Consider the following 24,856-nt stretch of genomic DNA (forward strand, 5'->3'; position numbering starts at 1 on the left):
ATCCATCATGCTGACTATCTCCAATCTGCACGCCGCCTACGGCAAAGTCGAAGTCCTGCACGGCATTTCGCTCGAGGTCCCGAAGGGCAAGCTGGTGACCCTGATCGGCTCGAACGGGGCCGGCAAGACCACCACCATGCGCGCCATTTCCGGCATGCTCAAACCCAAATCCGGTACCGTCACCCTGGGCGGCAAGGACGTCACGGGCCTCGACTCGCACCGCATCGCGCGCGCCGGCCTGGCCCATTCGCCGGAAGGGCGCAGAGTTTTCGCCTCGATGTCGGTGACGGACAACCTGCTGCTGGGCGCCTTCCCCCGCTTTACGCGCGCGCGCCCGAAAGGCGACATCAAGGGCGACCTGGACAAGGCCCTGGAGCTGTTTCCCCGCCTGAAGGAGCGGCGCGACCAGCTGGCCGGCACGCTTTCGGGCGGCGAGCAGCAGATGCTGGCCATGGCCCGCGCCGTGATGCTGAATCCCGAAGTGATCCTGCTGGACGAGCCGTCGATGGGCCTGGCGCCGATCCTGGTGGAAGAAGTCTTCCGCATCATCACGCGCCTGAAAGCGGAAGGCGTGACCATGCTGCTGGTCGAGCAATTCGCCGCCGCCGCGCTGAACGTGGCCGATTACGGCTACGTGCTGGAAAACGGCAGCATTTCCGTGCACGGGCCGGCCGAAAGCCTGAAGACGGATCCGAAGGTGATCGCGGCCTACCTGGGCGGCGGGCATTGAACATGGCCTGACAAGGCGCTTGCTGCGCATTGTCAAATCCTCTACACTGCGCGCTTCCTTTCCCGCAGTGTAGAAAAGGTCTCATGCGCAGCGCCAGCCCGTTTCCCCTGTTTTTTCCCCCGCTCTTTTACCTGCTCTTGCCCGCCGTTGCCTGCGCCGGGGAGGCGCCGCTGCAGACAGTTGACATTACCGCCGCCAGCGGCCTGCAGCAGCGGCGCGACGACACGGCCGCGAAAATCATCGTCAGCCGCGACGATCTTGCCCAATATGGCGACGGCAGCCTGGCGGCGGCCCTGAAGCGCCAGCCCGGCGTCTCCGTCGTCGGCGGCGAGGTGCGCATGCGGGGCCTGGGCGCCGGCTACACGCAAATGCTGATCAACGGCGAACCGGCGCCGCCCGGTTTTTCCATCGAATCGATCGCCCCTGAGATGATCGAGCGCATCGAGATCCTGCGCAGCGCGACGGCCGAATACAGCATGCAAGCCGTCGCCGGCAGCATCAACGTAGTCTTGCGCAAGGGCGCCAGCGGCGCCGAGCGTGAATGGAAGCTGGGCGCGGGCCGGCAGGATGGCCGTTGGCAGCCTGCCGCGTCCTTGCGCGTGGCGGACAAGCTGCCCGGTTTCGCCTATTCGCTGACGGGGGCGGTCGAGCGCACGGCCGATGACGTGGCGGGAGGGACGGTGGAAACGATGTCCGATCCCGCCGGCACGCCGCTGGCGCTGCGCGACACGCGCACGCGCAATGCCTCGTCCGTCAACAAGGCCAGCCTGACGCCGCGCCTGCACTGGACGCTGGACAATGGCGACGCCATCACCTGGCAAAGCCTGCTGGACTGGTACCGCACGGGGTTTGACGGCGTGGCCAGCGAAACGGCCTTGCTGGGCATGCCCACGGCGTATCCGCGCAATGGCGCCACTTCGCAAGCGAGCGTGTTTTCCGCGCGCAGCGACGTGAGCTGGGCGCATTCGCTGGGGGCGGCGGGCAAGCTGACGGCCAAACTGGGCGTCAACCACAACCGGCGCGATACGGATTACGTTTTCCATGGCGATGCGGCCGGTGGTGCGCCCCTGCTGCTGCGTGGCGTGGTCTCCGACGCCATTGACGATAGCGTCAACAGCAGCGGCAAATACCTGGGAAGGCTGGGCGGCGGCCATGCCCTGAGCCTGGGCTGGGACGGCAGCCTGATACGCCGCAGCGAGTCGCGTCGCCAGCGCGACACGTATTTTGCCGGCGCCGCGCCGTATGCGCTCGATGAAGACTATATGGCCGACGTGCGGCGCCTGGCCCTGTATGCGCAGGATGAATGGGACGTGACGCCGCGCCTGCAAATGTATGCGGGCGTGCGCTGGGAGGGACTGCAGACGGCGACCGAGGGCCGCACCCTGAGCGCAGTGCGCACGCGGGCCAAGGTCTGGAGCCCCGTGGCGCAGCTGCTGTGGAAGTTGCCGCAGCAGGAACGCGACCAGCTGCGGCTGGCGCTGGCGCGCACCTACAAGGCGCCCGCCACGCGCAACCTGGTGCCGCGCCGTTACACCATCAACAATGGCAACAGCGCCAACAATCCCGATTTCCAGGGCAATCCCGACCTGCGCCCGGAACTGGCGTGGGGCCTGGACGCGGCCTGGGAAAGCTATTTCGGCAAGAGCGGCGTGGCCAGCCTGTCGGGCTACGCGCGGCGCATCAGCGACGTCACCGTGCAGCGTTTGTTCCAGCACGATGGCGTCTGGACGGCCAGCCCGTTCAACAATGGCACGGCCACGGTGCGCGGCATCGAGATGGATGTGAAATTCCCCCTGCGGACCTGGTGGGCGCAGGCGCCCGATCTCGACGTGCGCGCCAACGCGGGACGCAACTGGTCGAGCGTCGCCGCCGTGCCGGGACCCGGCAACCGCCTGGCGGGCCAGGTGCCGGCCACGCTCAACCTGGGACTCGACTGCCGGCTCTCGCCGAAGATGAGTATGGGCGGCAATCTGCACGTGCAGACGGGCGGGCTGGCGCGGCTCGATGCGCACGCCAGCAGCCATGCGGGCGTGCAGCGCACGCTCGACGCATATGCGTTGTGGCAGCCGGACGCGAAAACGCGCGTGCGCCTGTCGGCGGCCAACCTGCTGCACCAGCAGCAGTTGCAAGGGCAATCCTATGTGGATGGGCCGGGACGCAGCGACAGCGTGACGCGCCTGGACGGCAGCGCGTCGCTGCGCCTGATGTTCGAGCGCAGCCTGTAGGCATCAGTGTTTGGTGGGCTTTTCCTGCTGCACCAGGATGAACGGGCTGACGACGACGGCCCACAGGGACGCATCGGCCGCTTGCCAGTCCAGCGCCTGCTGGTCCGAGACCTTGGCGACCTTACCGTCGACCATCCATTGCGTGATGGTGGCCTTGTCGTCGTGCGAGATGCGCACGGCCACTTCGACCAGGTCCAGCTCGTTGGCGACCCAGACGACATTGCCTTGGGCGAAGTGCTTTTCCAGTTCGCTCCAGGCCAGGCGGGCCGTTTCGCTGTTCACTTTGAGGCGCAGTTCGGTGTCTTTTTCAGGATTGGTTTGCATGCGAAATATCAAGTTGCGGTGAGTCGGGTGCCGTTGCGCGCGGTTTATTTGCCTGGCAAGGCTTCCACGTGCGGCGTCGGCGTACCCTGCCATGTTAACCGATAGGCGGCACCTTTGCGAACATTGCCCACGAGGGCGGGGCGGAAGCAGGCCAGGTTGGTGCCGCTGGCGTGCCGGACGCTGGGGAAGATCACGCCCATGGAACCGGCCTCGAGCAGGATGGCGGCCAGGTCTTGCGAGGCGATGTAGCTGGCCGGGTCCAGGCAAGCCTGGTAGCGTTCCTGGCCGCGCAGGTCGTGGAAGCTGGCGGAAAAATCGGCCAGCAGCGACTGGTAGCTGGCGCTGTCGTCAAAGTAATCGATTTCCTGGTATTCCACGGTCTTGTGGAAAATGATTTCTGCCAGCGCCGTGGGCATGTCGAAGGCGCAATACCAGGCGCCCCGTTCGCCATCGTTGAAGCGCGCCCCTTCCGGGCGGGCATACGTGTAGGCGGCGTTGATGATGCGAAAGTGCGGCACGCCAAAAACCAGCTCGTCCACGCCAATTCCTGGCGCGCCGCCGTACTCGGCCACCAGGCGCGCGTTGGTGGCGTTATCGAGCTCGAACAGCTCGCGCAGGTGGTCGTCGTCCTCGGCCAGCGGCGCCAGCACGGAATCCTCCATGTCGGCGAAGCGCGACGGGATCAGGCGGCAGGTGTCGATCTGGCGCAAGGCGGCCAGCGGCGGCAGGGTGGAATTCGCGGCGGCCGGCACGATCACAGTCCTCCGCGGCGCGCGTCGAGCAGCTTGCGCACGGTCTGCATGGCCAGCAAGCCGCCGGCCAGCATCTGCGACAGGGGCGTGCGTCCGCCGAAGATCGGGTTCTTGTTGGGCAAACTTACCCATTCGTCGGCCAGCTTGTCGCCGTACAGGATGTGCAAGGCCTTGTAGATGCCCAGCAAATAGGAAATGCGCGTGATGCGGTCCACTTCCAGCACCCGGTCCGGGTGCTTCTTCCACTCGTACCAGGCGCTGCTGGACAGGCCGCCCAGCAATTCGCGCGCATCGTCGTCGCGCAGTTTCCACGCGGCGGCCAGCTTGAAAAAACCCTTTAATGCCGCCTGCGACAATCGCTCGCGCTCGGCTTTGGCGTTCAGGTCGACGAGGATGGCCGGCTCGAAGCGGCTCTTGGGGTAGGCGTAGGCGAGATTCATGATATATCCTTCAATAAAACTCTGTTTATGGATTGTTTATACTCCTTTTATGGATTCGCTGCAAGGGCCGCACGCATGAAAAACGGGGCGCGGCAGGACGTGTGTCCCGCTGCGCCCCGCAGGGTGGCCGGCTGCGCCAGCTTATCTTGCCGTGACGGTCACCGGCACGTTCAGCTGCGCCGTCAAGCCGTTATTGTCCAGCGCCACCACCTTCAGCGTATAGCTGCCGGCGACCGGTTGCGGCCAGGAGGCCGTGATGGTCATGCCACTCATGGAGAACTGCATGCCCAGCGGTGCGCCGTTGATCGAGATCCACAGCGCGTTCGCGCCGGGCGCCGTCAGCACGATGCTGCCGCTCATGGCCTTGCCCGCCACGCCCGTCATGGCGGCGGCGCTGATCGTGGGGCCGGCGGCGGCGATTTTCACCGTGGCCACGGCCTGGCCCGTCAAGCCCGTCTTCGTATCCTTGGCGATGACGGTCACGCTGTAGCTGCCCAGCACGGGGCTGGCCCAGCTGACGACGCCGGCGGCATTGACGGTCATGCCGGAAGGCGCGCCCGACAGGCTGTAGGTGACGGCGTTGGGTGCCACCGTCGTGGCGGTGAACGACAGGGCCACGCCGGGCTTGCCGCTGACGCTGGCGACCGTCACGACGGGCGGCAGCGGGGCGGCGATGGCCACCGTGTACAGGCCCTTGCCGCTCAGGCCAGTCTTGCTGTCCGTGGCCGTCACGGTGACGGCGTAGGTGCCGGCCACGGGCGCGGCCCAGCTTACCAGGCCGGCGCTGCTGATGACCATGCCGGCCGGCGCACCGGCGAGCGCGTAGCTGACGGGATTGGCGGCCGTGACGCTGACATTGAATGCCAGTGCCGTGCCCACCTTGCCGGTGATGGCGCCGGCGGCGACGACGGGCGGCGCGACGGGGGCGATGACGATGCTGTACACGCCCTGGCCGCTGAGACCGCTGACGGTATCCTTGGCCACCATGGTCACGGCATAGGTGCCGGCGACGGGGGCGGCCCAGCTGACCACGCCCGTGGCGGCGATGCTCATGCCGGCCGGCGCGCCCAGCATGGTGTAGCCGAGGGGATTGGCTGCGGTGGCCGAGACGGTGAACGACAGCGGCTTGCCGGCCGCGCCGCTGATGCTGGCCGGCGCCACCACGGGGGCTGTCGAGGCGATCTGCGTGCCCGACAGGCTGGCCAGCAGGCTTTTCACGTTCGGCGTGCCCAGGCCGCCCAGCGGGTCATAGCCGACCCTGGCCGTGCACACGCTGCAGGTGCCGTTGCTGCCCCGCGTGATGTCGGCAAAGCTGCTGGCGAAGGTACCGGGCACGGTGGCGATCTGGCCGTACAGCATGCTGTGCGGCAAGCCGAGCGCCGTCTTGGCCTGCAGCGCGCGGCTGGCGTTGGCGATGGCGACCAGGCCGGCCCATTGCGGCGTGGACAGGCTGGTGCCGCCGATGCTGAGCCAGCTGGCGGTGCTGCTGCCCTGCGCCATCACGGCCGTGTACTGGCCCGTGGCGGGGTCGGCATTGAAAGCCACGTCGGCCACGTTGCGGCGCAGCAGGTTGGTCAGGCCGGGCACGCTTGCCGTCTGGTAGCTGGGCAGTGCCGTGTAGGCGCTGATGCCGCCGCCCGTGCCGGACCAGGCCGCTTCGCTGCGCACGCCGCTGCCGCTGTAGCTGAGCGTGGTGCCGCCCACGGCCAGCACGTTGGGCGACACGGAGGGCCAGGACACGCCGCTGCCCGAGTCGCCCGTGGCGGCCAGGTAGCTCATGTTCTTGCCCGTGAAGGCGCTGTCGACGGAGGCCGTCCAGCTGCCTTCGGCGGCGCCAAAGCTCATCGACACGACGCCAGGCCCCATCAGGTTGGCCAGGCGCACGGCGCCCAGCAGGCTGTTGATGGAGGCGTCGGGCGCCTCGATTAGCACGATGCGCGCCAGCGGCGCCGTGGCATGCGCCCACTGCACGTCGAGCGCGATTTCCATGGCCCAGCCCGAGTTATAGGCGGGCGCGGTGGCCGTCATGGTGCTCGACGGCGTGTTGTACACGACGGAAAATTCGCAGCCGCTGGCCGGGGCGGGCGGCAATGGCAGGGCGGCATTCGTGGCGATGGCTTTGGTGGTGCAGCCGGGTAAGCCGAATTTCTGGTTGAAGATGGCCAGTTCGGCCGCCGCGTTCGGGTTATGCATGGCGTCGACGATATAGATCGTCTGCCCGGCGCCCAGCTGGGCCGCCTGGGCCGGCGTCAGCGCCGTGCCCGCCGCCGGCAGGGCGGGCAGGTCGTAGGCGGCGCGGATTTGCGCGGGAGAATAGGTGGCCACGACGCTGCTGCCGGCCATGGGTGCGACGGTATCCGCCGCACCGCCGGACAGCAGCGGCGCGCTGTCTTGCGCCGCCTGCTGCGCGGCGGCGATCTTTTGCGCCGTCAGGCGCCGCGTGCTGACGTCCGTCATGGCGCCGGCTACCCTCTGCAAGTGCGGGCGCCAGTGGGCCGAGCCGCTGCTGTTGGCGTTGTCGCGCCCGTCAGGCGCATCGAGCAGGGCCGGGGCCGCATGGAACATCGGTTGCGCCACCAGCGCGCCGACGGCGGCGGGGATGACGGGTACCTCGACGCTGAACTGGGTCGCGGCCGTGGCGACGGCGGCGGGCGGCGCCGCTGTCTCCTGGCCGGGGCCGCAGGCGCCCAGCAGGATGGCGGCCGTGGCGCCCAGCAGCAGGCGCCCGTGGCGGGGATGCGGGGGAATGAATTTTTTCATGGCGAAACTCTCCGAGTTGGGCGAGGGCCACATCTCGACAATGCATCCAGGCTGGCACCGCGCGCTGGCGGTTCCGGTCCTGCACATTGGCAGCCCCGCTGCCATGGCGCTTGCGCGCGGTAGGCCGGTGGCTTTGCGTCCCCGCCTTTCGACGGGTTTGCCCTCAGAACTGATCATGCATCATCAGGAATTAGCTGATGCGTTATCGATTCTAGCGAATTTGCCAAATAAGTGTTAGCTATTTTCAATCAATATTTTTATTTTTGCCATAAAATGTGGCAAATTTTCCTATTGATTGATGGAATCTTGTCAGCCTGATTAAGTCTTAAAGGCAAGGTTATCAGTGATGTATCGACGGGCGACAGTGTTTTTCCACGATAACGCTGATCGTTCTTCCTGTTGAATTGGCGAATTTAATGAATTCAGCGAATATACCATTTTAAATCGTCAATCCTCGAACACCATGCCCTGATACGGCGCTGCGCGGCAGGCCGCCAGCCGCTGCGCCAGACTGCCCGCATGGGCTTCCAGCTGGTGGCCGTCCGGATCGAGAAAATACAGGGAATCGCCGGCGCTGCGGTTTTGTTGCCATTCGGGCACGCCGGCGGCGCGCAGGCTGGCGGCAAAGGCGGGGAAGTCTTCCTGCGAGATGGAAAACGCATAGTGCGTGTAGCCGTTCGCGCTGATCGCCGTGCCCGCATCCAGCGACAGGCACAGCCACAAATCCCCGGCCGACAGGTAGGCGCCCCTGTCCCAGCGCGCATGCAGGCGCATGCCCAGCGTATCGCGGTAAAAGACGACGCTGCGATCAAGGTCGTGTACGGACAGGGTGAGGTGGTTCAGGCCGGTCAGCATGGTGCTGGATAACTTTCAGGTGGGGGAGGCCTGTATCCGTCATTGCCATGATTTGATATGACTTTGTTCCACAGGAGTTTGAGATACAGCAGCAAGGTCATAAAGCTCACGGCGCCTGACCAAACCGTAGCGAGCGGCAGTGAGGCTCGGCGCCCCCTTGCGGCCGAGAAGCGCAACCGTGCCAGGGCACGGTGAGCATCGCCGGCCGCAAAGTGCGACGCGCAGTAGGTTTGGGCCGGTGCCATCAGGCAGGCTCGGCGTGCTCCACCATCAATTGCACTTTCGTCGTGCCATTGTATTCATTCGCATCGAGCCGGAAGGCAACCCTTGTCCGTTCGCCCAGGGCGTCCGTATGCCCGAACCAGATGGCGTCGAAGCGCACGCCGTTCTTTTCCAGCAGCAGTTTCAAATGGCGCTCTTTTAATATGCGCTGGCTGACGACGCGGAATTCGTCGCAGAAGACGGGCGGGGCGAAGCCCTGGCCCCACACCTGGCCATCCATCAGTTCGATGAAGGCCGTCGTGTAATACGCGTCTTCCAGCGGGCCGTCCGTTTCCACCACCCGTTCCAGCTGTTGCTGGCTGAGCCAGGCCTGGCCCACGGCTTCGAAGGCCTGGGAAAAGGCGTCGAAGGCGTCGGCGCGGATGGTCAAGCCCGCCGCCATGGCGTGGCCGCCGAACTTGTCGATCAGGCTGGGCGCCCGTTTCGACACGAGGTCGAGCGCGTCGCGCAAGTGGAAACCGGGAATCGAGCGGCCCGAGCCCTTGATCCAGCCATCGGCGCCCGGTGCAAAGGTAATCGTCGGGCGGTAAAACTTTTCCTTCAGGCGCGAAGCCACGATGCCGATCACCCCCTGGTGCCAGGATGCATCGAAGACGCTGATGGTGCTGCTGTTGGCCGGCTCGAAGTCGTCGAGGTGCAGCAGCGCCGTATCCTGCATTTCCGCCTCGATTTCGCGGCGTTTCAGGTTGATGTCGTTCAGTTGCTGGGCCAGCGCCCAGGCGCGGCCTTCGTCATCCGTGATCAGGCATTCGATGCCCAGCGACATGTCCTGCAATCGGCCGGCCGCATTCAGGCGCGGACCGAGGGCAAAGCCCAGGTCGAACGGCGTGGCGCTGCGCGCTTCGCGGCCCGCCACGCGGAACAGGGCGGCCACGCCCGCGTGCATATTGCCCTTGCGCATGCGTTTCAAGCCTTGCGCGACGAGGATGCGGTTGTTCGTATCGAGGCGCACCACGTCGGCCACTGTGCCCAGCGCCACCAGGTCGAGCAGGTTGTCGAGCTTGGGTTGCGTCTGCGCGTCAAAGATGCCGCGCCGGCGCAGCTCGGCCCGCAGGGCCAGCAAGACATAGAACACCACGCCCACGCCCGCCAAATGCTTGGACGGGAAACCGCAGGCGGGCTGGTTCGGGTTGACGATGACGGCCGCGTCGGGCAGGGTGTCGGCCGGCAAATGGTGGTCGGTGACGACGACCTGGATGCCGCGCCGGTTCGCTTCGGCCACGCCGTCGATGCTGGCGATGCCGTTGTCGACGGTGATGATGATGTCGGGCGACTTTTCGCGCGCCGTCAGTTCGACGATTTCCGGCGTCAGGCCGTAGCCGTACTCAAAACGGTTGGGCACGATGAAGTCGACGTCGGCGCCCATGGCGCGCAAGCCGCGTATGGCCACGGCACAGGCCGTGGCGCCGTCGCAATCGTAGTCGGCCACGATGACCATGCGTTTCTTGGCGGCGATGGCATCGGCCAGGAAGACGCCGGCCGCGCCGATGTGCAGCAAGCCGGACGGCGGCATCAGGGCCGCCAGTTCGCTCGACAGTTCTTTCGCGTCGGACAGGCCGCGCGAGGCGTACAGCCGGGCCAGCACGGGATGGATGCCGCCCTGGCGCAGCAATTCGGATTCACGGTAAGGGCAGGGACGGGTGGCGATGCGGGTACGGGTCATGATGCTTTCAACTTGTTCAGGGTAATCGCGCGCCAGAATTTGCGCTGCGCATGCTTGCTGGTGGTGACGTCCAGCCAGGCGTCGCGGTGGCTCAACACCAGGCGCAGCTGGCCCAGGCGGCCATCTTTCAAGGCCGCGAGCAGGGGCGCGAACCAGTCCGTTTCCAGCGCCTGCAGCTGTTGCAGCCACATGCCCCATTCCTGGGCCTGCGCCGCTTCGGTCAAGCCGCCCAGCACGACCATCGTATCGGATTGCTCCGCCAGCACACTGCTTGGACTGGCATCGCGGCGCGCCGGTTCCGCCAGCGCGGCCAGCCAGCCCGGTGCGTCCTTGGTATGCAGGCGGGCCGCACAGCTGGGCGCTTGCGCCGTGGCCACGCCCCCGCCCCAGAGCCAGAACGCATTGATGGCTTTCAAGCCCCGTTCTTCGCGCGCCGCATTGACCGGGTGTTCATGCCACAGCATCTGCACTTCGTTCTGCAGGCGGCGCGCGGCGCGCGCGTGCTCGCCTTCCGGCATCCACACGGACAGGTCTTGCGTGGTGGCGGCGTCCGGCGTGGCGCACTGCAAGTCGGACCAGCCATCGGCGCGCATGAACCAGGTGCCCGCGTCGCCATACGCGAGCGGCTGGCCGATCTCGTCGAAATACGGGGCGGCGATGTCGAACAGGGCGCGCCCGTCGGTCTCGCTCAGCTTGAGCTGGCGCAACTCTTCCAGGCTGATATGGCTGCGGGCGATGGCCAGGTGGGCCGGATGCAGCAGGAAGTAGCGTGCGCCCGGTTCCGGCGCGAGGCCGTAGCCGCGCATGGCCTGGGCGGCAAAGGCCACCTGCGCCGCCGCGCCGTTGGGCGCGGGCGACAGGCCCAGCGCATGCGCCAGCCACGCTTCATGCGGCAGCAGGCGGTTGGCGTTGTCAAAAGTTTCTAAATTGCAAGTGGAGGTGCGCGACAGCAGCGCTGCCAGCGCGGGCGCCTGCAAGACCTTGAGCAGGTCGGCAGCCAGTTCGGCGTTGGGCAAGGCGAAGGGCAGGACGAGGGTAAGTTGATTCATCCCGAGATTGTAGGCGATTGTGGTGCGGGCCGAGAAGGCGCATCTGTTTTCAGGCCCGCGCTGGCCACGCCGGCGGCGCTGGCAATGTGCAAAAAATTATAAAAATTTTATTGATATTGAGGGAAATTAATTTGCTTTTGAAAAGATAGTGGATATAATTGCGACAACTTAAATATCGGAAAGACAATCACCCCCTGCTGCGTGGTTGCGTCGTCTGGCTCCTGTGTCCCTCGAAACTGTATACAAGATCTGCCGGCTTCATTTTTTTAACAAGTCTCTTCTTGGAAGCCCACCTATGTATACATTCGCCGCTTTGCGCGGCCAGGCTGATCGCGCCCTGGCCCCCCGTACTTCCGCTCTTGCCGCCGCCGTGGCATGCCGTCAGGAGGCCGCATGACTACCTACAACCTGTCGACCACGGTCCACGTCTGCGAAGACATCAACAAGAATTTCGATATCCGCGACCTGCTGATCCAGGCCGGCTACTCGGTGCAAGGCGAACTGAACATCAAGAATTTCACCGTGCTCTTGCCCGATGATACGGAGTCGACCGTCAACACCCCGTTGTTCGGCATGCTCGATGCGGACACCGTGTACGTGCGTCCGGGCGACTGGGCCGCCAACTACAACGGCAGCTTCTCGACCATCGAGGTGACGATCGACAAGGGCAATGGCGATATCGTCCAGCTGAGCCTGCAAGTCATCATCGACCCCGTCAATGACGCGCCCGACGCGGCCGACAAGACGTTTACTTTGCTCAACGGCAACAATGTGGTGCTCAGCGAAGGCGATTTCGGTTTCCACGACGACGTCGAGCACAACGGTTTCAAGTCCATCGTCATCACGAATACCACCACGGCGGGCCAAGTCTTGCTCAACGGCGTAGCCGTAGCGGTGGGCACGGAAGTGTCGATCGACGACATCCGCGCGGGCCACCTGGTCTTCGTGCCGAGCCAGACCGTGGCGGGCGACTTCGACCTCGGTTTCAAGGTGCGCGATGACGGCGGCACGGCCGGCTGCAATGCGCAAGACTTGAGCCTGGCGCCCCATTACCTGACCTTCAAGGTGCCGATGGCCCACCTGGGCGACTTCGTCTGGGAAGACAAGAATGCCAACGGCATGCAGGACGCGGGCGAGGCGGGCATCGCCAATGTGGTCGTGCAATTGAAGGATACGGCCGGCAATGTGGTCGCCTCCACCACGACGGACGCCAGCGGCGGCTACCACTTCGACGTCAACCCGGGCACGTATTCCGTGACCGTGGTCGCGCCCGCCGGCTATGTGCCGACGGCAGCGAACCAGGGCGGCGACGCGGGCAAGGACAGCAATATCGATGCGGCCGGCAAGATGGCGCCCGTGACCCTGGCGCCGGGCGAAACCAACCTGACCCTCGATGCGGGCCTGTACCGCACGGCCGAGCTGGGCGACCGGGTCTGGTTCGACACGAACAAGAATGGCGTGCAGGACGCGGGCGAAGCGGGTGCTGCTGGCGTGAAAGTGACCTTGCTCGATGCATCGGGCAACGCCGTCGGCAGTCCGTTGGTGACGGATGCGAACGGCAACTACCTGTTCACGAATCTGAAACCGGGCGCCTACAGCGTGCAGTTCGATAAAACCACCTTGCCAGCCGGCTATACCTTCACGGGCCAGGACCAGGGCGGTGACGAGCAGCGCGATTCGGACGCGAATGCCGACGGCCGCACGGCGCAAGTGCTGCTGGCTTCGGGCGACAGCAATCACAGCGTGGATGCGGGCATCGTGGCCTTGCCGGCCACCCTGGGCGACCGGGTCTGGCATGACAGCAACGCCAACGGCATCCAGGATGCGGGCGAAGCGGGCATCGGCGGCGTCACCGTGCAGCTGAAAAACGCGGCCGGCAGCGTGATCGGCTCGACCCTGACGGACGCTACCGGCTATTACAATTTCAGCGGCGATCCTGGCACCTATTCGATCGCCGTCGTGGCGCCCGCCGGCTATTTGACCACGGTCAAGGATGCGGGCGGCAACGACGCGCTCGACAGCGACATCAATGCGCAGGGCAACAGCGGCCAGGTGACGGTCGCTGCCGGCCAGAACTACAAGGACCTCGATGCCGGCCTGTACAAGACGGCATCCATCGGCGACCGCGTCTGGTTCGATGCGAATGGCAACGGCACGCAAGATGCGGGCGAGGCGGGCATGGGCGGTGTGAAAGTCAACCTGTACAACGCTAATGGCGCCGTCGTGGCCAGCGCCACCACGGATGCGAACGGCAATTATCTGTTCAGCAACCTGGTGCCGGGCAGCTACTACCTGGGCTTCGTGCCACCGGCCGGCTATGGTTTCACCAAGGCCGATATCGGCGGTTATGCCACCGATTCGGACGTCAATCCGGCCACGGGTCTGACCACCGCCATGGCGGTCCTGAAATCGGGCGACGTGCAGCTGGACTGGGATGCGGGCCTGGTCAAACTCAACACGGCCTCCATCGGCGACCGCGTGTGGGAAGACAACAACTACAACGGCGTGCAGGATGCGGGCGAACTGGGCGTGGCGGGCGTGAAGGTCAACCTGCTCAACGCCAGCAACGTGGTCATCGCCTCGACGACGACGAATGCCAGCGGCAACTACCTGTTCAGCGAGCTGGCGGCCGGCAGCTACAAGGTCGAAGTCATCCGTCCATCGGGCTTTTATTACACCAAGGCCAACCTGGGCAGCGATACGGCCGATTCCGACGTCGATGTCAGCACGGGGCGCACGTCGCTGATCAACCTGGCCGCCGGCCAGAACGACATGAGCTGGGATGCGGGCATCTACCGCAAGGCCAGCCTTGGCGACAAGGTCTGGCGCGACGCCGACCATGACGGCGTGCAAGACTACAACGAGGCGGGTATCGCCAACATCAAGGTGCAGCTGTACTCGGGCAGCGGCGTGCTGCTGGCCACCACCTACACGAATGCCAACGGCAACTATCTGTTCAGCAACCTCGATCCGGGCAGCTATTCGCTCAAGTTCGACAAGTCGGGCGTGTATCACGCCGGCTACGCCATGGATACGTGGCGCTGGGGCGCGAAGAACATTGGCACGAATGACAACATCGATTCGGACGTCAACAGCAATGGCACGACGGCCAACGTGGTCTACACGGACATATTGAAACTGGCGTCGGGCCAGAACGACATGAGCTGGGATGCGGCCATCACGCCCATCGTCATCGACCTCAACGGCGACGGCGTGCACACGATCGCCCGCGCCGACTTCCACGGCAGCTTCGACCTGCTGGGCACGGGCAGCGCCATCCAGACGGGCTGGGTTTCGGCCCATGACGGCTTGCTGGCCATCGACAGCAATGGCAATGGCAAGATCGACAATATCTCCGAGTTGTTCGGTGGTAACGAGAAGGGCACGGGCTTCGCCAAGTTGTCCAGCTATGACTCGAACCACGACGGCGTGGTCGATGCACACGATGACAAGTTCGCCGAGCTGCGCATCTGGCGCGACGCCAACAGCAATGGCGTCACGGACGATGGCGAGCTGATGTCCTTGCACCACGCCGGCGTGGCCAGCCTGGCCGTGAGCTACACGGAACTGCCTTTCCTCGATGCCAACAGCAACCTGCACCTGGAGCGCAGCAGCGCCACCCTGGCCGACGGCAAGACGGTCGACATGACGGACGTGTATTTCAACGTCGACGCCAAGGATGCGGCCGCCGCCGGCGTGCATCTGCCCAGCATGGCCGACCTGCTGCGCGACGACAGCACGCTCGACGTGGTGCTGGGCCAGGATGGCACGGTGACCACCGTCGCCGCCGCGCCGGCCGCCGCCGCAGCAGCCCCTGCCGCGGAAGCCCAGGCCCAGTGCGAAATGGCCGACCTCTTGCGCCGCGCCATGGCCCACGCAACGACCCAGCCCCAGGAAATGGCTGCCTGATGTCCCTTGCCGGGCCATGAGCCTGCCCGGCAATGCCGCACCGGCGCACCCGTCACGGGGCGCCGGCGCTTTCCACGCTTTTTTCCACACTTGATAATAGAAATAGGGAAACCACGATGAAACAATCCATGCACCTGATCGTTCGCGGCGCCATCGCCGCAGCCGCTTTCGCCCTCGCCAGCGGCAGCGCCCTGGCCGCCTCCAACCTGCAAGTCGTCGATTCGCACAGCGTCAGCCTGTTTACGGCTGCCGGTGGCGCCTTCGGCTCGGGCAGCGCCATCTCGCCGACCTTGTGGGAAGTCAAGTACGACAGCAACACGTTCCTGGCGTTTTGCCTCGATCCCCATGTCGCACTGAGCAACACGTCGAACAGCTACAGCAGCGGCGCCTTCGCCGCCAGCGATTCCGTCAAGCGCCTGTATGAAGGGTATTACGCTTCGTCCATCGCGGCCGTATCGACCAGCGCCAACAGCGCCGCCGCCTTCCAGCTGGCCCTGTGGGAATTGAATAACGACAATACGAACCTGTTGACGGGCGACCTGCGCTTCAAAAACCTCAGCAATGCCGTTGTCAGCCAGGCCAACACCATGCTGGGCGTGGCCACGGGCAATGGCGCGATCCAGAACCTGTACAACTACACGAGCTTGACGAGCGTCAACCCAGCTTCGCAAACCTTGCTCAGCGTATCGCCTGTGCCGGAAGCGCAGATGTGGGCCATGCTGGTCGCGGGCCTGGGCTTGCTGGGCTTCATGGCGCGCCGCCGCAAGGGCGCTTCCGCGCTGAATTAATCATCGCTCATCGCTCATCGCGCAAGCGATAGCGTTCCCGCTGCGGCGCGCCCGACCGGCGCGCCGCAGCTTTTTATTGTGAACCCATCATGACCCCACCCCCCGATACTTCCATCGCTTCCGCCGGCATCTCCACCGATGCCATCGCCGACGCCATCGTCTTCCTGGCACGCTTTTTCGGCGTGACCGTGCAGGCCGAGCGCCTGCGCGCCAGCGTGGCGGCCCAGGCAGGCCCGGCCGCCGCCGACTTCCTCGAACAGGCGCTGGCGCACGCCAGCCTGGCCGGCACCGCGTTGCCGATAGACAAGCCGCGCCGCCCCACGGAAATGCCGGCCTTGCTGCTCAACGGGGAAGGGCAGGCGCTGGTGGTGCTGGCCATTGCCGACGGTAAATATGAATGCCATGTGCCCGGCATCGCCGGCAGTGCCTGGTTTGACGCCGCCGCGCTGGCGCGGGAAGTGCCCGATGGACGCTGGGTAGCGGTGCGGCCCGTAATGTTTTTCGACCAGCGCAGCTTGCTCTACAGCATGCCGGTGGCGGGGCGCTGGTTCTGGGATGTCTTCAACCGCAACCGCTGGGTCTTCCGCTGGGCCCTGCTGGGCACCCTGGTGCTCAATGTCATCGGCGCGCTGGTGCCGTTCTATGCGATGGCCGTGTATGACCGCGTGATCCCGAACAATGCCACGTCCAGCCTGTGGGTGCTGACGATTGCTGTCGTGACGCTGACGGGCTTCGAGCTGGCCCTGCGCCTGCTGCGCGGCGAACTGGTGGAAACGGCGTCGCGCCGCATGGACGTGGCGCTGTCGTCGAACATTTTCGCCCAGTGCTTGCGCCTGCGCGCGGCCAGCCGGCCCGCCTCGGGGGGGACTTTGGCCAATACCGTGCGCGATTTCGAATCCGTGCGCGAATTCTTCGCTTCCACGACCCTGACCACCCTGGGCGACTTGCCGTTCCTGCTGCTGTTCCTGCTGGTGATCGCCCTGGTCGGCGGCTGGCTCGTGCTCGTGCCCCTGGCAGTCATCCCGATCCTGCTGCTGGTGGCCTTCGCCTCGCGCGCGGCCCTGGCGCGCCACGTGGCCGCCTCGATGCAGGAAAGCGCGCAGCGCACGGCGCACCTGTTTGAAACCATGAATGGCCTCGACACCATCAAGGCGCTGGGCGCCGAAGCGTGGAGCCGGCGCAAATGGGAAAGCCTGACGGTGGCCATCGCCGCCAACAGCGTCGAGACGCGCGAAATCGTCAGCCGGGTCAACTACATCAACACGGCCGTGCTGGCCCTGTCCGGCGTGGCCGTGGTGGCCACGGGCGCCTTGCTGATGGGCGAGCATCTGCTGACCCTGGGCCAGATCATCGCCGTGAGCATGCTGACGGGCCGCGCCCTGGCGCCCGTGAGCCAGATCGCGGGCCTGATCATACGCTGGGAACAGACCAAGCTGTCGTATCACGCACTCAATAAAATCATGGAAGCGCCCACCGACGACGACGCGGCCAGCCTGCAGGCGCCGCCCCTGTCCGGGCGCATCGAATTTCGCGACGTGGGCTTTGCCTACCCGAATTCGCCGCCGCTGCTCGATAAGCTCAATCTGCAGATCCGCCCCGGCGAACGGGTCGGCGTGATCGGCAAGCTCGGTTCAGGCAAGAGCACCTTGCTGCGATTGCTGCTGAACCAGTACGGCCCGCAAAGCGGCAGCGTGCTGTTCGACGACCTGGCCAGCACTCAGCTGGACCCCTTGAGCCTGCGCCGCCAGATCGGCTACGTGCCGCAGGACGTGACCCTGTTCCACGGCACCCTGCGCGAAAACATCGAACTGGGACGCAGCCAGCCCGGCGACGAGAGCCTGCTCGACGCCATCCGCCTGGCCTGCCTCGACGACATCATCACCCAGCTGCCCAACGGCGTGGCGACGGAAGTGGGCGAGCGGGGCGAACGCCTGTCCGGCGGCCAGCGGCAAGCCGTGGCCATGGCCCGCGCCTTGCTGGTGAAACCGCCGATGCTGCTGCTCGATGAGCCGAGCAGCATGTTCGACCCGGCCACCGAGCAGCGGCTGATCGGCCGGCTGCGTACCCTAAAAGAGACGACCATCGTGCTCGTGACGCACCGCATGGCCATGCTGGCGCTGGTGGACCGCCTGATCGTCTTCGACAAGGGGCGCATCGTGGCCGACGGCCCGCGCGATGACGTCATGCGCGTCTTGAACAGCCAGGCGGCCAAGCCTGCGGTGGAACAGGGAGTGGCGGCATGAGCGCCGTGAACGCCCCGAACGCCCGCCCTCTGCCGGCGGCCCACCCGGACCCGGAACGCGAACCGCAGCGCATCGTCATCCGCATGCTGGCCCTGATCGCCGTGCTGCTGGTGCTGGTGCTGGCCTGGGCCATGTTCGCCCAGCTCGACGTCTCCGTGAATGGCCGGGGCGCCATCACGCCGCCATCGCACCTGCAGGAAGTGCAAAGCCTGGAAGGGGGGATCGTGCGTGAAATGCTGGTGAAACCGGGCCAGCGCGTGCGCCGCGGCGACTTGCTGCTGCGCCTGGACACGGCCCAGTACGAAGCCAACCTGGGCGCCAGCGTGCAGAATCGGCTGGCGGCGCTGGCGGGCAGGGCGCGCCTCGATGCGCTGCTGTCCGGCGGCACGCCCCAGTTTGCGCCGGAATGGCAGAAAGAAGCGCCCGAGCTGATCGCCAAGGAAACGCAGCTGTGGCGCGACGGCCAGCGCGAATTCGCGTCGGCCACGGCGGCCGCGCGCGAAGGCGTGACGCGCCGCCGCGGCGAGCTGGCCGAGGCGCACAGCCGCATCGCCCAGCTGGACACAGGCTTGAGAATCGCCCTGGAAAGCCTGTCCATCGAGGAGAGGCTCTTCAAAGAGGGTGCCGGTTCGCGCGGCGACTATCTGAATGCGCAGCAGCGCGTGCAGCAGCAACGCACGGAACTCGACAGCCTGCGCACCTCCGTGCCGCGCTTGACGGCCACCCTGGCCGAGGCGCAGGCGCAGGCGGGCGAAGTGGAAGCGCGCATGCGCGGCCAGTGGGGCGCGCAGCGCAGCGAATATGAAACCAAGGCCGGCGCCCTGGCCAGCACCGTGAAAGGCCAGCAGGACCAGGTCAGCCGGCGCGACGTGACGGCGCCCGTCGACGGCGTCGTCAACCGCGTGCTGGTGGCAACCGTCGGCGGCGTGGCGCAGCCGGGCAAGCCGATACTGGAAATCGTGCCGGCCGATTCGGAAATGCTGATTTCCGTGCGCGTGAAACCGTCGGACATCGGTTTTATCCATGTGGGACAGAGCGCGTCGGCGAATGTGCTGGCGTACGACGCCACCACCTACGGCCGCATGAAGGCGCAAGTGGTGCGCGTGGGGGCGGACGCGATTCCCGACGAACGCAACGAACCGTACTTCGAGGTGCAGCTGAGCACCGACCGCAGCCAGCTGACGGCGCACGGCAAGGTTTTGCCGGTGACGCCAGGCATGCCCGTCGACGTGGGCATCCTGACGGGACGCCGCTCGGTGCTGCAATATGTGTTCAAGCCCGTGCTGCGCGGCTTGCAGTCTTCCCTGCAGGAGCGGTGATGCGTGCTTTCTTGATATTTATCACACTGGCGTGCGCCGGGATGGCGGCGCAGGCGCAGCTTCCCGGCACGTTATCCGTCCAGTCCGCGCGCGGCTTGCCTGCCTTGCTGGCGCGCGCCGTGCCGCGCGATCCGCAGGTGATCGCGGCGCAGGCGGCGCTGGCCGCCACCGAAGCGCGCTACAAGCAGGCCCGTTCGCGTCTGTTCCCGACTGCGGCGCTGCAGGCGACGCGGGGGCGCAGCAACGACCTCGATGGGACGCAGGAGGTCGAGCGCCGCACGCACCAGGTGGAAGCGAGCGTGCGCTGGAACGTGTACAACGGCGGCGCCGACCGCGCCGAACTCGATGCGGCCGAGCGCGAGATGGCGGGCGCCGCCTTCGACGTGGAGCGGGCGCGCGCGGAAAGCGCGGAAAAGCTGGCCGAAGCGTATTTCGACATGCAGCGCCTGGAACGCAGCCTGCAGCAGTCGCAGGAACGCCTGCGCGACGTGACGCAGCTGGTGCGGCAGGTGACGCGCCAGGCGGAACTGGGCAAGTCGTCTGAAGTGGAGCGCGAACTGGCGCAAAGTTCGCAGCTGGACGCGGAACTGGTGCACGACGGTTTGCTGACGGACCAGCAGGCGGCGCGCATCAAACTCGAGGCGCTGGCTTTCGAGCCGGTGGCGCAGTTTGCCGATTTCGCCTTCGCGCCGCTGCCGGCGCAGGCATTGGAGAATGCCGATACGCAGCAGGCGCAGTTGCGCGCCGCGCGCGAGCGGGCTGCCGCGGCCCAGTTGCGCGTGCGTGGCGTGGCCGCTACCCTGGCCCCCAAAATCGACCTGAATGTCAGCCATCTGCTCAATAACAAGACCACGCCGCCGCCGTCGACCATCCAGCAGCGGGGCTGGTCGGTGGGCGTCTCCTGGGAAATCCCGCTCGGCGGGGGCAGCCTGGCGCAGCGCGACGAGAGCATCAGCCGCGCCCAGGCGGCCGAGGCGGACGTGGCGCGCGCCGAGCAGGGCACGCGCGCCGACCTGGCCAGCATGCTGCCGCGCATCGCCAATGCGCAGCGCACGCTGGACCTGCTCGACGAGCAGGAAAGGAAGATGGCCTTCGTCGTGCGCGGCGGGACCATCCAGTACGAGGCGGGCCGGCGCAACCTGCAGCAGGTCATCCAGACGCGCGACAGCTATTTCACGATACAGCAGCGGCGCATCGACCAGCTGCACCGTCTGACCCTGGCGCAGATGCGGCAATATGCGCTGGCGGGGCAGCTGTTGCGCGTTTTCGGCCTGGCGCAGGAGGCAAAATAGGCTAGCTGTGCGCTGTTTCACGCAGACTTGATGCATGAAATGCCCATTGTGTGGCACACTGCGCGCTCGCATATCATCGTTGTCGCGGGAGCGCATGAGCATCATCAAACAATTTCCTTTTGAGTGGCAGGTCGGCGTACGCTATACGCGCGCCGGGAAACGCAGTGGCCGCAACAGCTTCATTTCCTTCATCTCCCTCATTTCCGTGGCCGGCATCGGCCTGGGCGTGGCCGCCCTGATCGTCGTCCTCTCCGTCATGAACGGCTTCCAGAAGGAAGTCACAGACCGGCTGATGTCGGTGCTGGCCCACGTCGAGGTGTTCGACACCAGCGGCTCCATGCCCAACTGGCAGGCGCAGGAGCGCGCCGCCTACGCCAACCCGCAAGTGAAAGCCGTGTCGCCCTTCGTGGAAACCCAGGGCATGCTGCTCAATGACGAAACCATGCGCCCGTCCGTCGTGCGCGGCGTGCTGCCGCAGCAGGAAGCCACCGTCTCCAGCGTGGCCGCCCAGATGAAACAGGGCAGTTTCAAGGATCTCACGCCCGGCTCGTACAACATCGTGCTGGGCATCGACCTGGCCAAGGCGCTGGGCGTACAAGTGGGGCAGAACGTCACCCTGATGCTCGAGCGCGAGCCGAGGGCGGGCGATCCGGCCAACGGCATCGTCATGCCGCGCATGCGCGCGCTCAAGGTGGCCGGCATCTTCGAGGCGGGCCACAATGAACTCGACGGCAGCCTGGCGTTTGTGAACATGCAGGACGCGGAGCAGCTGCTGCAGCTTGACGGCCCGTCCGGCCTGCGTCTGCGCCTGCACGACATGAACAAGGCGCCCCAGGTGGCGCGCGAACTGAAAGCCTCGATGCCGGGCCAGCTGTGGATGCGCGACTGGTCGCGCGCCAGTGCCAGCTGGTATGCGCTGGTGCAAAGCCAGAAGAACATGATGTTCATCATCCTCAGCATGATCATCGCCGTGGCCGCGTTCAACCTCGTCTCGACCCTGGTGATGTCGGTCACCGACAAGCAGGCCGATATCGCCATCCTGCGCACCCTGGGCGCCTCGCCGTTTTCCATCATGAAGATCTTCATGATCCAGGGCGCGCTGGTGGGCTTGCTGGGCAGTGCCCTGGGCGTGATCGGCGGCGTCGTGCTGGCGCTGAACGTGGGCGTCATCGTGCCCTTCATCGAAGGCATCTTCGGCCTGCACTTCATCTCCAAGGAAATCTACCAGATCAGCGCCGTGCCGTCGGACGTGCATTGGCTGGACGTGGCGCAGATCGGCCTGATCGCCTTTGGCCTGGCGCTGGTGGCCACCATCTACCCGAGCTGGCGCGCCGCGCGTGTCAAGCCGGCCGAGGCCCTGCGCTACGAATAACACTCCAAGAAACGATAAAGACCGCCTGAACAATGAGTATTTTCAAGAATTTGCCCTTCGAATGGCTGGTCGGCCTGCGCTACACGCGGGCCGGCAAGCGCAGTGGCCGCAACAGTTTTATCTCCTTCATCTCGCTCATTTCCATGGCCGGCATCGGCCTGGGCGTGGCGGCGCTGATCGTCGTGCTGTCCGTGATGAACGGATTCCAGAAGGAAGTGACTGACCGCATGCTGTCCGTGCTGGCCCACGTGGAAGTGTTCGACAACAGCGGCAGCATGCCCGACTGGCGCGCGGAAGCGGCGCAGGCCTTCAAGAATCCGGCCGTGAAGGGCGCGGCGCCGTTTGTGGAAACGCAGGGCATGCTGCTGCGCGACGATGCGCTGCGTCCCGCCATCGTGCGCGGCGTGCTGCCCGAGGAGGAGCCGAATGTGTCCGACGTGGCCGGCCAGACGCGCATGGGCAGCTTCAAGGCCCTGCAGCCGGGCACCTTCAATATCGTGCTGGGCATCGAGCTGGCGCGCGCCTTGCGCGTCAACCTCGGCGAAAAAGTCACCTTGATGCTGGCCCAGGGCCAGGTCACGCCGGCCGGCGTGCTGCCGCGCATGCGCAGCTTCACCGTCAGCGGCATCTTCCAGGCGGGCCACAATGAATTCGACGCCGGCCTGGCCTTCATCAATATCGAAGACGGCCAGCGCTTGCTGCGCCTCGACGGCCCGTCCGGCCTGCGTTTGCGCCTGGCCGACATGAACCAGGCGCCGCAAGTGGCGGCCGAATTGAAAAAATCCATGCCGGGCGACCTGTGGCTGCGTGACTGGTCCAAGCTGAATGCCAACTGGTTCGCCGCCGTGCAGACGGAAAAACGCATGATGTTCATCATCCTGACCCTGATCATCGCCGTGGCCGCCTTCAACCTCGTCTCGACCCTGGTGATGACGGTGACGGACAAGCAGGCCGATATCGCGATTTTGCGTACCCTGGGCGCCTCGCCCCGTTCCATCATGAAGATCTTCATGATCCAGGGCGCGCTGGTGGGCATCCTGGGCACGATCCTGGGCGTGGGCGGCGGCGTGCTGGTGGCGATGAACATCGACGTCATCGTGCCCTTCATCGAGCATTTGCTGGGCGTGCAGTTCCTCTCCAAGGACATTTACTTCATCAGCACCGTGCCGTCCGACCTGCGCTGGCCCGACGTCACCAAGATCGGCGTGCTGGCCGTGATCCTCGCCTTTTTGGCGACCCTGTACCCAAGCTGGTGGGCTGCCCGCGTCAAACCTGCGGAAGCCCTGCGCTATGAATAAACCACTGACTACGACCATGACCGATCTGAATAAACCTGCCTCCAACGGCGCTTCCGCCGATTCCGCCGTCCTTAGCTGCCGCGGCCTGGGCAAGACTTTCACGCAGGGCAGCTACAAGGTGCAGGTGCTGGCCGGCATCGACATCGACGTGCATCGCGGCGAGCGCGTCGCCATCGTCGGCGCCTCCGGCTCGGGCAAATCGACCCTGCTGCACCTGCTGGGCGGGCTCGATACGCCCACCAGCGGCAAGGTGACCCTGCTGGGCAAGGATTTCGCCACCCTCAGCGAAAAGGCGCGCGGCGACTTGCGCAACGCCTCGCTGGGCTTCGTCTATCAGTTCCACCACCTGCTGCCCGAGTTCTCGGCGCTCGACAACGTCGCCATGCCCTTGATGATACGGCGCATGAAGCGCGCGCCCGCCACCGAGCTGGCGCAGCAAATCCTCACGCGCGTGAACCTGGCCAAGCGCGTCACGCACACGCCGGGCGAATTGTCGGGCGGCGAGCGCCAGCGCGTGGCCCTGGCCCGTGCCCTCGTCACGCAGCCTGCCTGCGTGCTGGCCGATGAACCGACGGGCAACCTCGATCACGCCACGGCCGAACAGATTTTCGACCTGATGCTGGAACTGTCGCGCACCCTGGGCACCGCTTTCGTCATCGTCACCCACGATATCGAACTGGCCAAGCGCTGCGACCGCGTGCTGCGCCTGACGGACGAAGGGCTGCAGCCGTACCAATACTAAGGAACCGCCATGCTGTGGATCGACACGCACTGCCACCTCGACGCGCATGAATTCGGCAGCGAATCGCTGCAGGTGGCGGCGCGCGCGCAGCAGCAGGGCGTGGGCATGATCGTCGTTCCCGCCGTCGAACTTGCCAATTTCGCCATCGTGCGCGACCTGGCGGCAGCGGCGCCCAACGCCTGCTACGCGCTCGGTATCCACCCGATCTACGTGCCGCAGGCCACGGAAGACGATCTGACCGCCCTGCGCGAAACCGTGGCGCAGGCCATGCATGATCCGCGTTTTGTCGCCATCGGCGAGATCGGCCTCGATTTCTTCCTCCCGATGCTGTGCGAACCGGCCATGCGCGCCAGGCAGGAGCATTTTTTGCGCGAGCAGCTGAAGATCGCCCGCGACTTCGACCTGCCCGTGCTTGCCCACGTGCGCCGCTCGCAGGACATCGTCCTCAAGCACGCGCGCCAGATCCGCCCGAACGGCGGCATCGCGCATGCGTTCAATGGCAGCTTCCAGCAGGCGCAGGGCTATATCGATCTTGGTTTCAAGCTCGGTTTCGGCGGCGCGATGACGTTTACGCGCGCCTTGCAGATACGCCGCATGGCGAGCGACCTGCCTTTGGACGCCATCGTGCTGGAGACGGACGCGCCCGATATTTCGCCCAGCTGGATCCACCCGGGCCGCAACAGCCCCGAAGAATTGCCCCGCATTGGCGCCGTGCTGGCCGAATTGCGCGGCCTGGAACTTGCCGACGTGGCGGCGCAAACCAGCGCCAACGCGCGCGCTGTACTGCCTCGACTACCCCTGATGGAGTGAAAC

The 24,856-nt window shown here is 65.7% G+C and carries 18 protein-coding genes and 1 riboswitch; of the genes, 11 read left to right on the top strand and 7 right to left on the bottom strand.

All coding sequences use genetic code 11. From position 1 onward, the window contains the following. Window positions 1-7 precede the first annotated feature (7 nt). Complete coding sequence (locus tag ACQ4WQ_RS06855) at window positions 8-730, top strand: ABC transporter ATP-binding protein (RefSeq protein ID WP_436495604.1); 723 nt, start codon at window positions 8-10, stop codon at window positions 728-730. Between the two features lie 83 nt (window positions 731-813). After that, window positions 814-2,955 carry a TonB-dependent receptor plug domain-containing protein gene (locus tag ACQ4WQ_RS06860; protein WP_436495606.1) on the top strand — a complete coding sequence of 714 codons (2,142 nt, stop codon included), beginning with the start codon at window positions 814-816 and terminating at the stop codon, window positions 2,953-2,955. Between the two features lie 3 nt (window positions 2,956-2,958). Here the strand turns inward: ACQ4WQ_RS06860 and ACQ4WQ_RS06865 are convergent, their stop codons facing one another. The 7 genes from ACQ4WQ_RS06865 to ACQ4WQ_RS06895 all read right to left on the bottom strand — a co-directional run bounded on the left by ACQ4WQ_RS06865 (window position 2,959) and on the right by ACQ4WQ_RS06895 (window position 11,080). Next, a complete protein-coding gene (locus ACQ4WQ_RS06865; RefSeq protein ID WP_326456020.1) occupies window positions 2,959-3,279 on the bottom strand; it encodes a DUF2288 domain-containing protein in 321 nt (106 codons plus the stop codon). Window positions 3,280-3,323: 44 nt separating this feature from the next. Beyond that, a complete protein-coding gene (locus ACQ4WQ_RS06870) occupies window positions 3,324-4,031 on the bottom strand; it encodes an RES family NAD+ phosphorylase (protein WP_436495608.1) in 708 nt (235 codons plus the stop codon). Between the two features lie 2 nt (window positions 4,032-4,033). After that, window positions 4,034-4,471 (bottom strand): MbcA/ParS/Xre antitoxin family protein, encoded by a 438-nt coding sequence (locus ACQ4WQ_RS06875; RefSeq protein ID WP_326456022.1) that lies wholly within the window; start codon window positions 4,469-4,471, stop codon window positions 4,034-4,036. A gap of 141 nt (window positions 4,472-4,612) precedes the next feature. Next, window positions 4,613-7,231, bottom strand: a complete 2,619-nt coding sequence (locus tag ACQ4WQ_RS06880; RefSeq protein WP_436495611.1) for a S53 family peptidase — start codon at window positions 7,229-7,231, stop codon at window positions 4,613-4,615. A gap of 85 nt (window positions 7,232-7,316) precedes the next feature. Further along, window positions 7,317-7,403, bottom strand: a riboswitch (cyclic di-GMP riboswitch). Window positions 7,404-7,678: 275 nt separating this feature from the next. After that, window positions 7,679-8,086 carry a fosfomycin resistance glutathione transferase gene (fos, locus tag ACQ4WQ_RS06885; RefSeq protein WP_436495613.1) on the bottom strand — a complete coding sequence of 136 codons (408 nt, stop codon included), beginning with the start codon at window positions 8,084-8,086 and terminating at the stop codon, window positions 7,679-7,681. 244 nt (window positions 8,087-8,330) lie between these two features. Further along, a complete protein-coding gene (recJ, locus tag ACQ4WQ_RS06890) occupies window positions 8,331-10,031 on the bottom strand; it encodes a single-stranded-DNA-specific exonuclease RecJ (protein ID WP_436495615.1) in 1,701 nt (566 codons plus the stop codon). Then, window positions 10,028-11,080 (bottom strand): hypothetical protein, encoded by a 1,053-nt coding sequence (locus ACQ4WQ_RS06895; protein ID WP_436495617.1) that lies wholly within the window; start codon window positions 11,078-11,080, stop codon window positions 10,028-10,030. Before ACQ4WQ_RS06895 ends, recJ begins: the two co-directional genes overlap by 4 nt. Before the next feature lie 393 nt (window positions 11,081-11,473). Between ACQ4WQ_RS06895 and ACQ4WQ_RS06900 the strand changes: the two genes are divergently transcribed. The 9 genes from ACQ4WQ_RS06900 (at window position 11,474) to ACQ4WQ_RS06940 (ending at window position 24,853) form a co-directional block, all read left to right on the top strand. Next, window positions 11,474-14,989, top strand: coding sequence for an SdrD B-like domain-containing protein (locus tag ACQ4WQ_RS06900; protein ID WP_436495619.1), 3,516 nt, complete (start codon window positions 11,474-11,476; stop codon window positions 14,987-14,989). A 116-nt stretch (window positions 14,990-15,105) separates the two neighbouring features. Then, window positions 15,106-15,777 carry a thioester domain-containing protein gene (locus tag ACQ4WQ_RS06905; RefSeq protein WP_436495621.1) on the top strand — a complete coding sequence of 224 codons (672 nt, stop codon included), beginning with the start codon at window positions 15,106-15,108 and terminating at the stop codon, window positions 15,775-15,777. Window positions 15,778-15,866: 89 nt separating this feature from the next. Further along, window positions 15,867-18,020: a type I secretion system permease/ATPase gene (locus tag ACQ4WQ_RS06910; RefSeq protein WP_436495623.1), complete on the top strand. Its 2,154-nt coding sequence runs from the start codon at window positions 15,867-15,869 to the stop codon at window positions 18,018-18,020. Then, window positions 18,017-19,339: an HlyD family type I secretion periplasmic adaptor subunit gene (locus ACQ4WQ_RS06915; RefSeq protein ID WP_436495625.1), complete on the top strand. Its 1,323-nt coding sequence runs from the start codon at window positions 18,017-18,019 to the stop codon at window positions 19,337-19,339. The genes ACQ4WQ_RS06910 and ACQ4WQ_RS06915 overlap by 4 nt, the downstream gene beginning before the upstream one ends. 11 nt (window positions 19,340-19,350) lie before the next feature. Continuing rightward, window positions 19,351-20,631 (top strand): TolC family protein, encoded by a 1,281-nt coding sequence (locus ACQ4WQ_RS06920; RefSeq protein WP_436495627.1) that lies wholly within the window; start codon window positions 19,351-19,353, stop codon window positions 20,629-20,631. Between the two features lie 94 nt (window positions 20,632-20,725). Then, complete coding sequence (locus tag ACQ4WQ_RS06925) at window positions 20,726-22,003, top strand: lipoprotein-releasing ABC transporter permease subunit (protein WP_326456032.1); 1,278 nt, start codon at window positions 20,726-20,728, stop codon at window positions 22,001-22,003. A gap of 32 nt (window positions 22,004-22,035) precedes the next feature. Beyond that, window positions 22,036-23,301, top strand: coding sequence for a lipoprotein-releasing ABC transporter permease subunit (locus ACQ4WQ_RS06930; protein WP_071076820.1), 1,266 nt, complete (start codon window positions 22,036-22,038; stop codon window positions 23,299-23,301). A gap of 16 nt (window positions 23,302-23,317) precedes the next feature. Then, complete coding sequence (gene lolD / locus ACQ4WQ_RS06935) at window positions 23,318-24,043, top strand: lipoprotein-releasing ABC transporter ATP-binding protein LolD (protein ID WP_035819561.1); 726 nt, start codon at window positions 23,318-23,320, stop codon at window positions 24,041-24,043. A 12-nt stretch (window positions 24,044-24,055) separates the two neighbouring features. Then, window positions 24,056-24,853: a TatD family hydrolase gene (locus ACQ4WQ_RS06940; protein ID WP_436495978.1), complete on the top strand. Its 798-nt coding sequence runs from the start codon at window positions 24,056-24,058 to the stop codon at window positions 24,851-24,853. Window positions 24,854-24,856 lie beyond the last annotated feature (3 nt).

The organism is Janthinobacterium goodfellowi (genome assembly GCF_051380695.1).
Classification (GTDB): Bacteria; Pseudomonadota; Gammaproteobacteria; order Burkholderiales; family Burkholderiaceae_D; genus Janthinobacterium.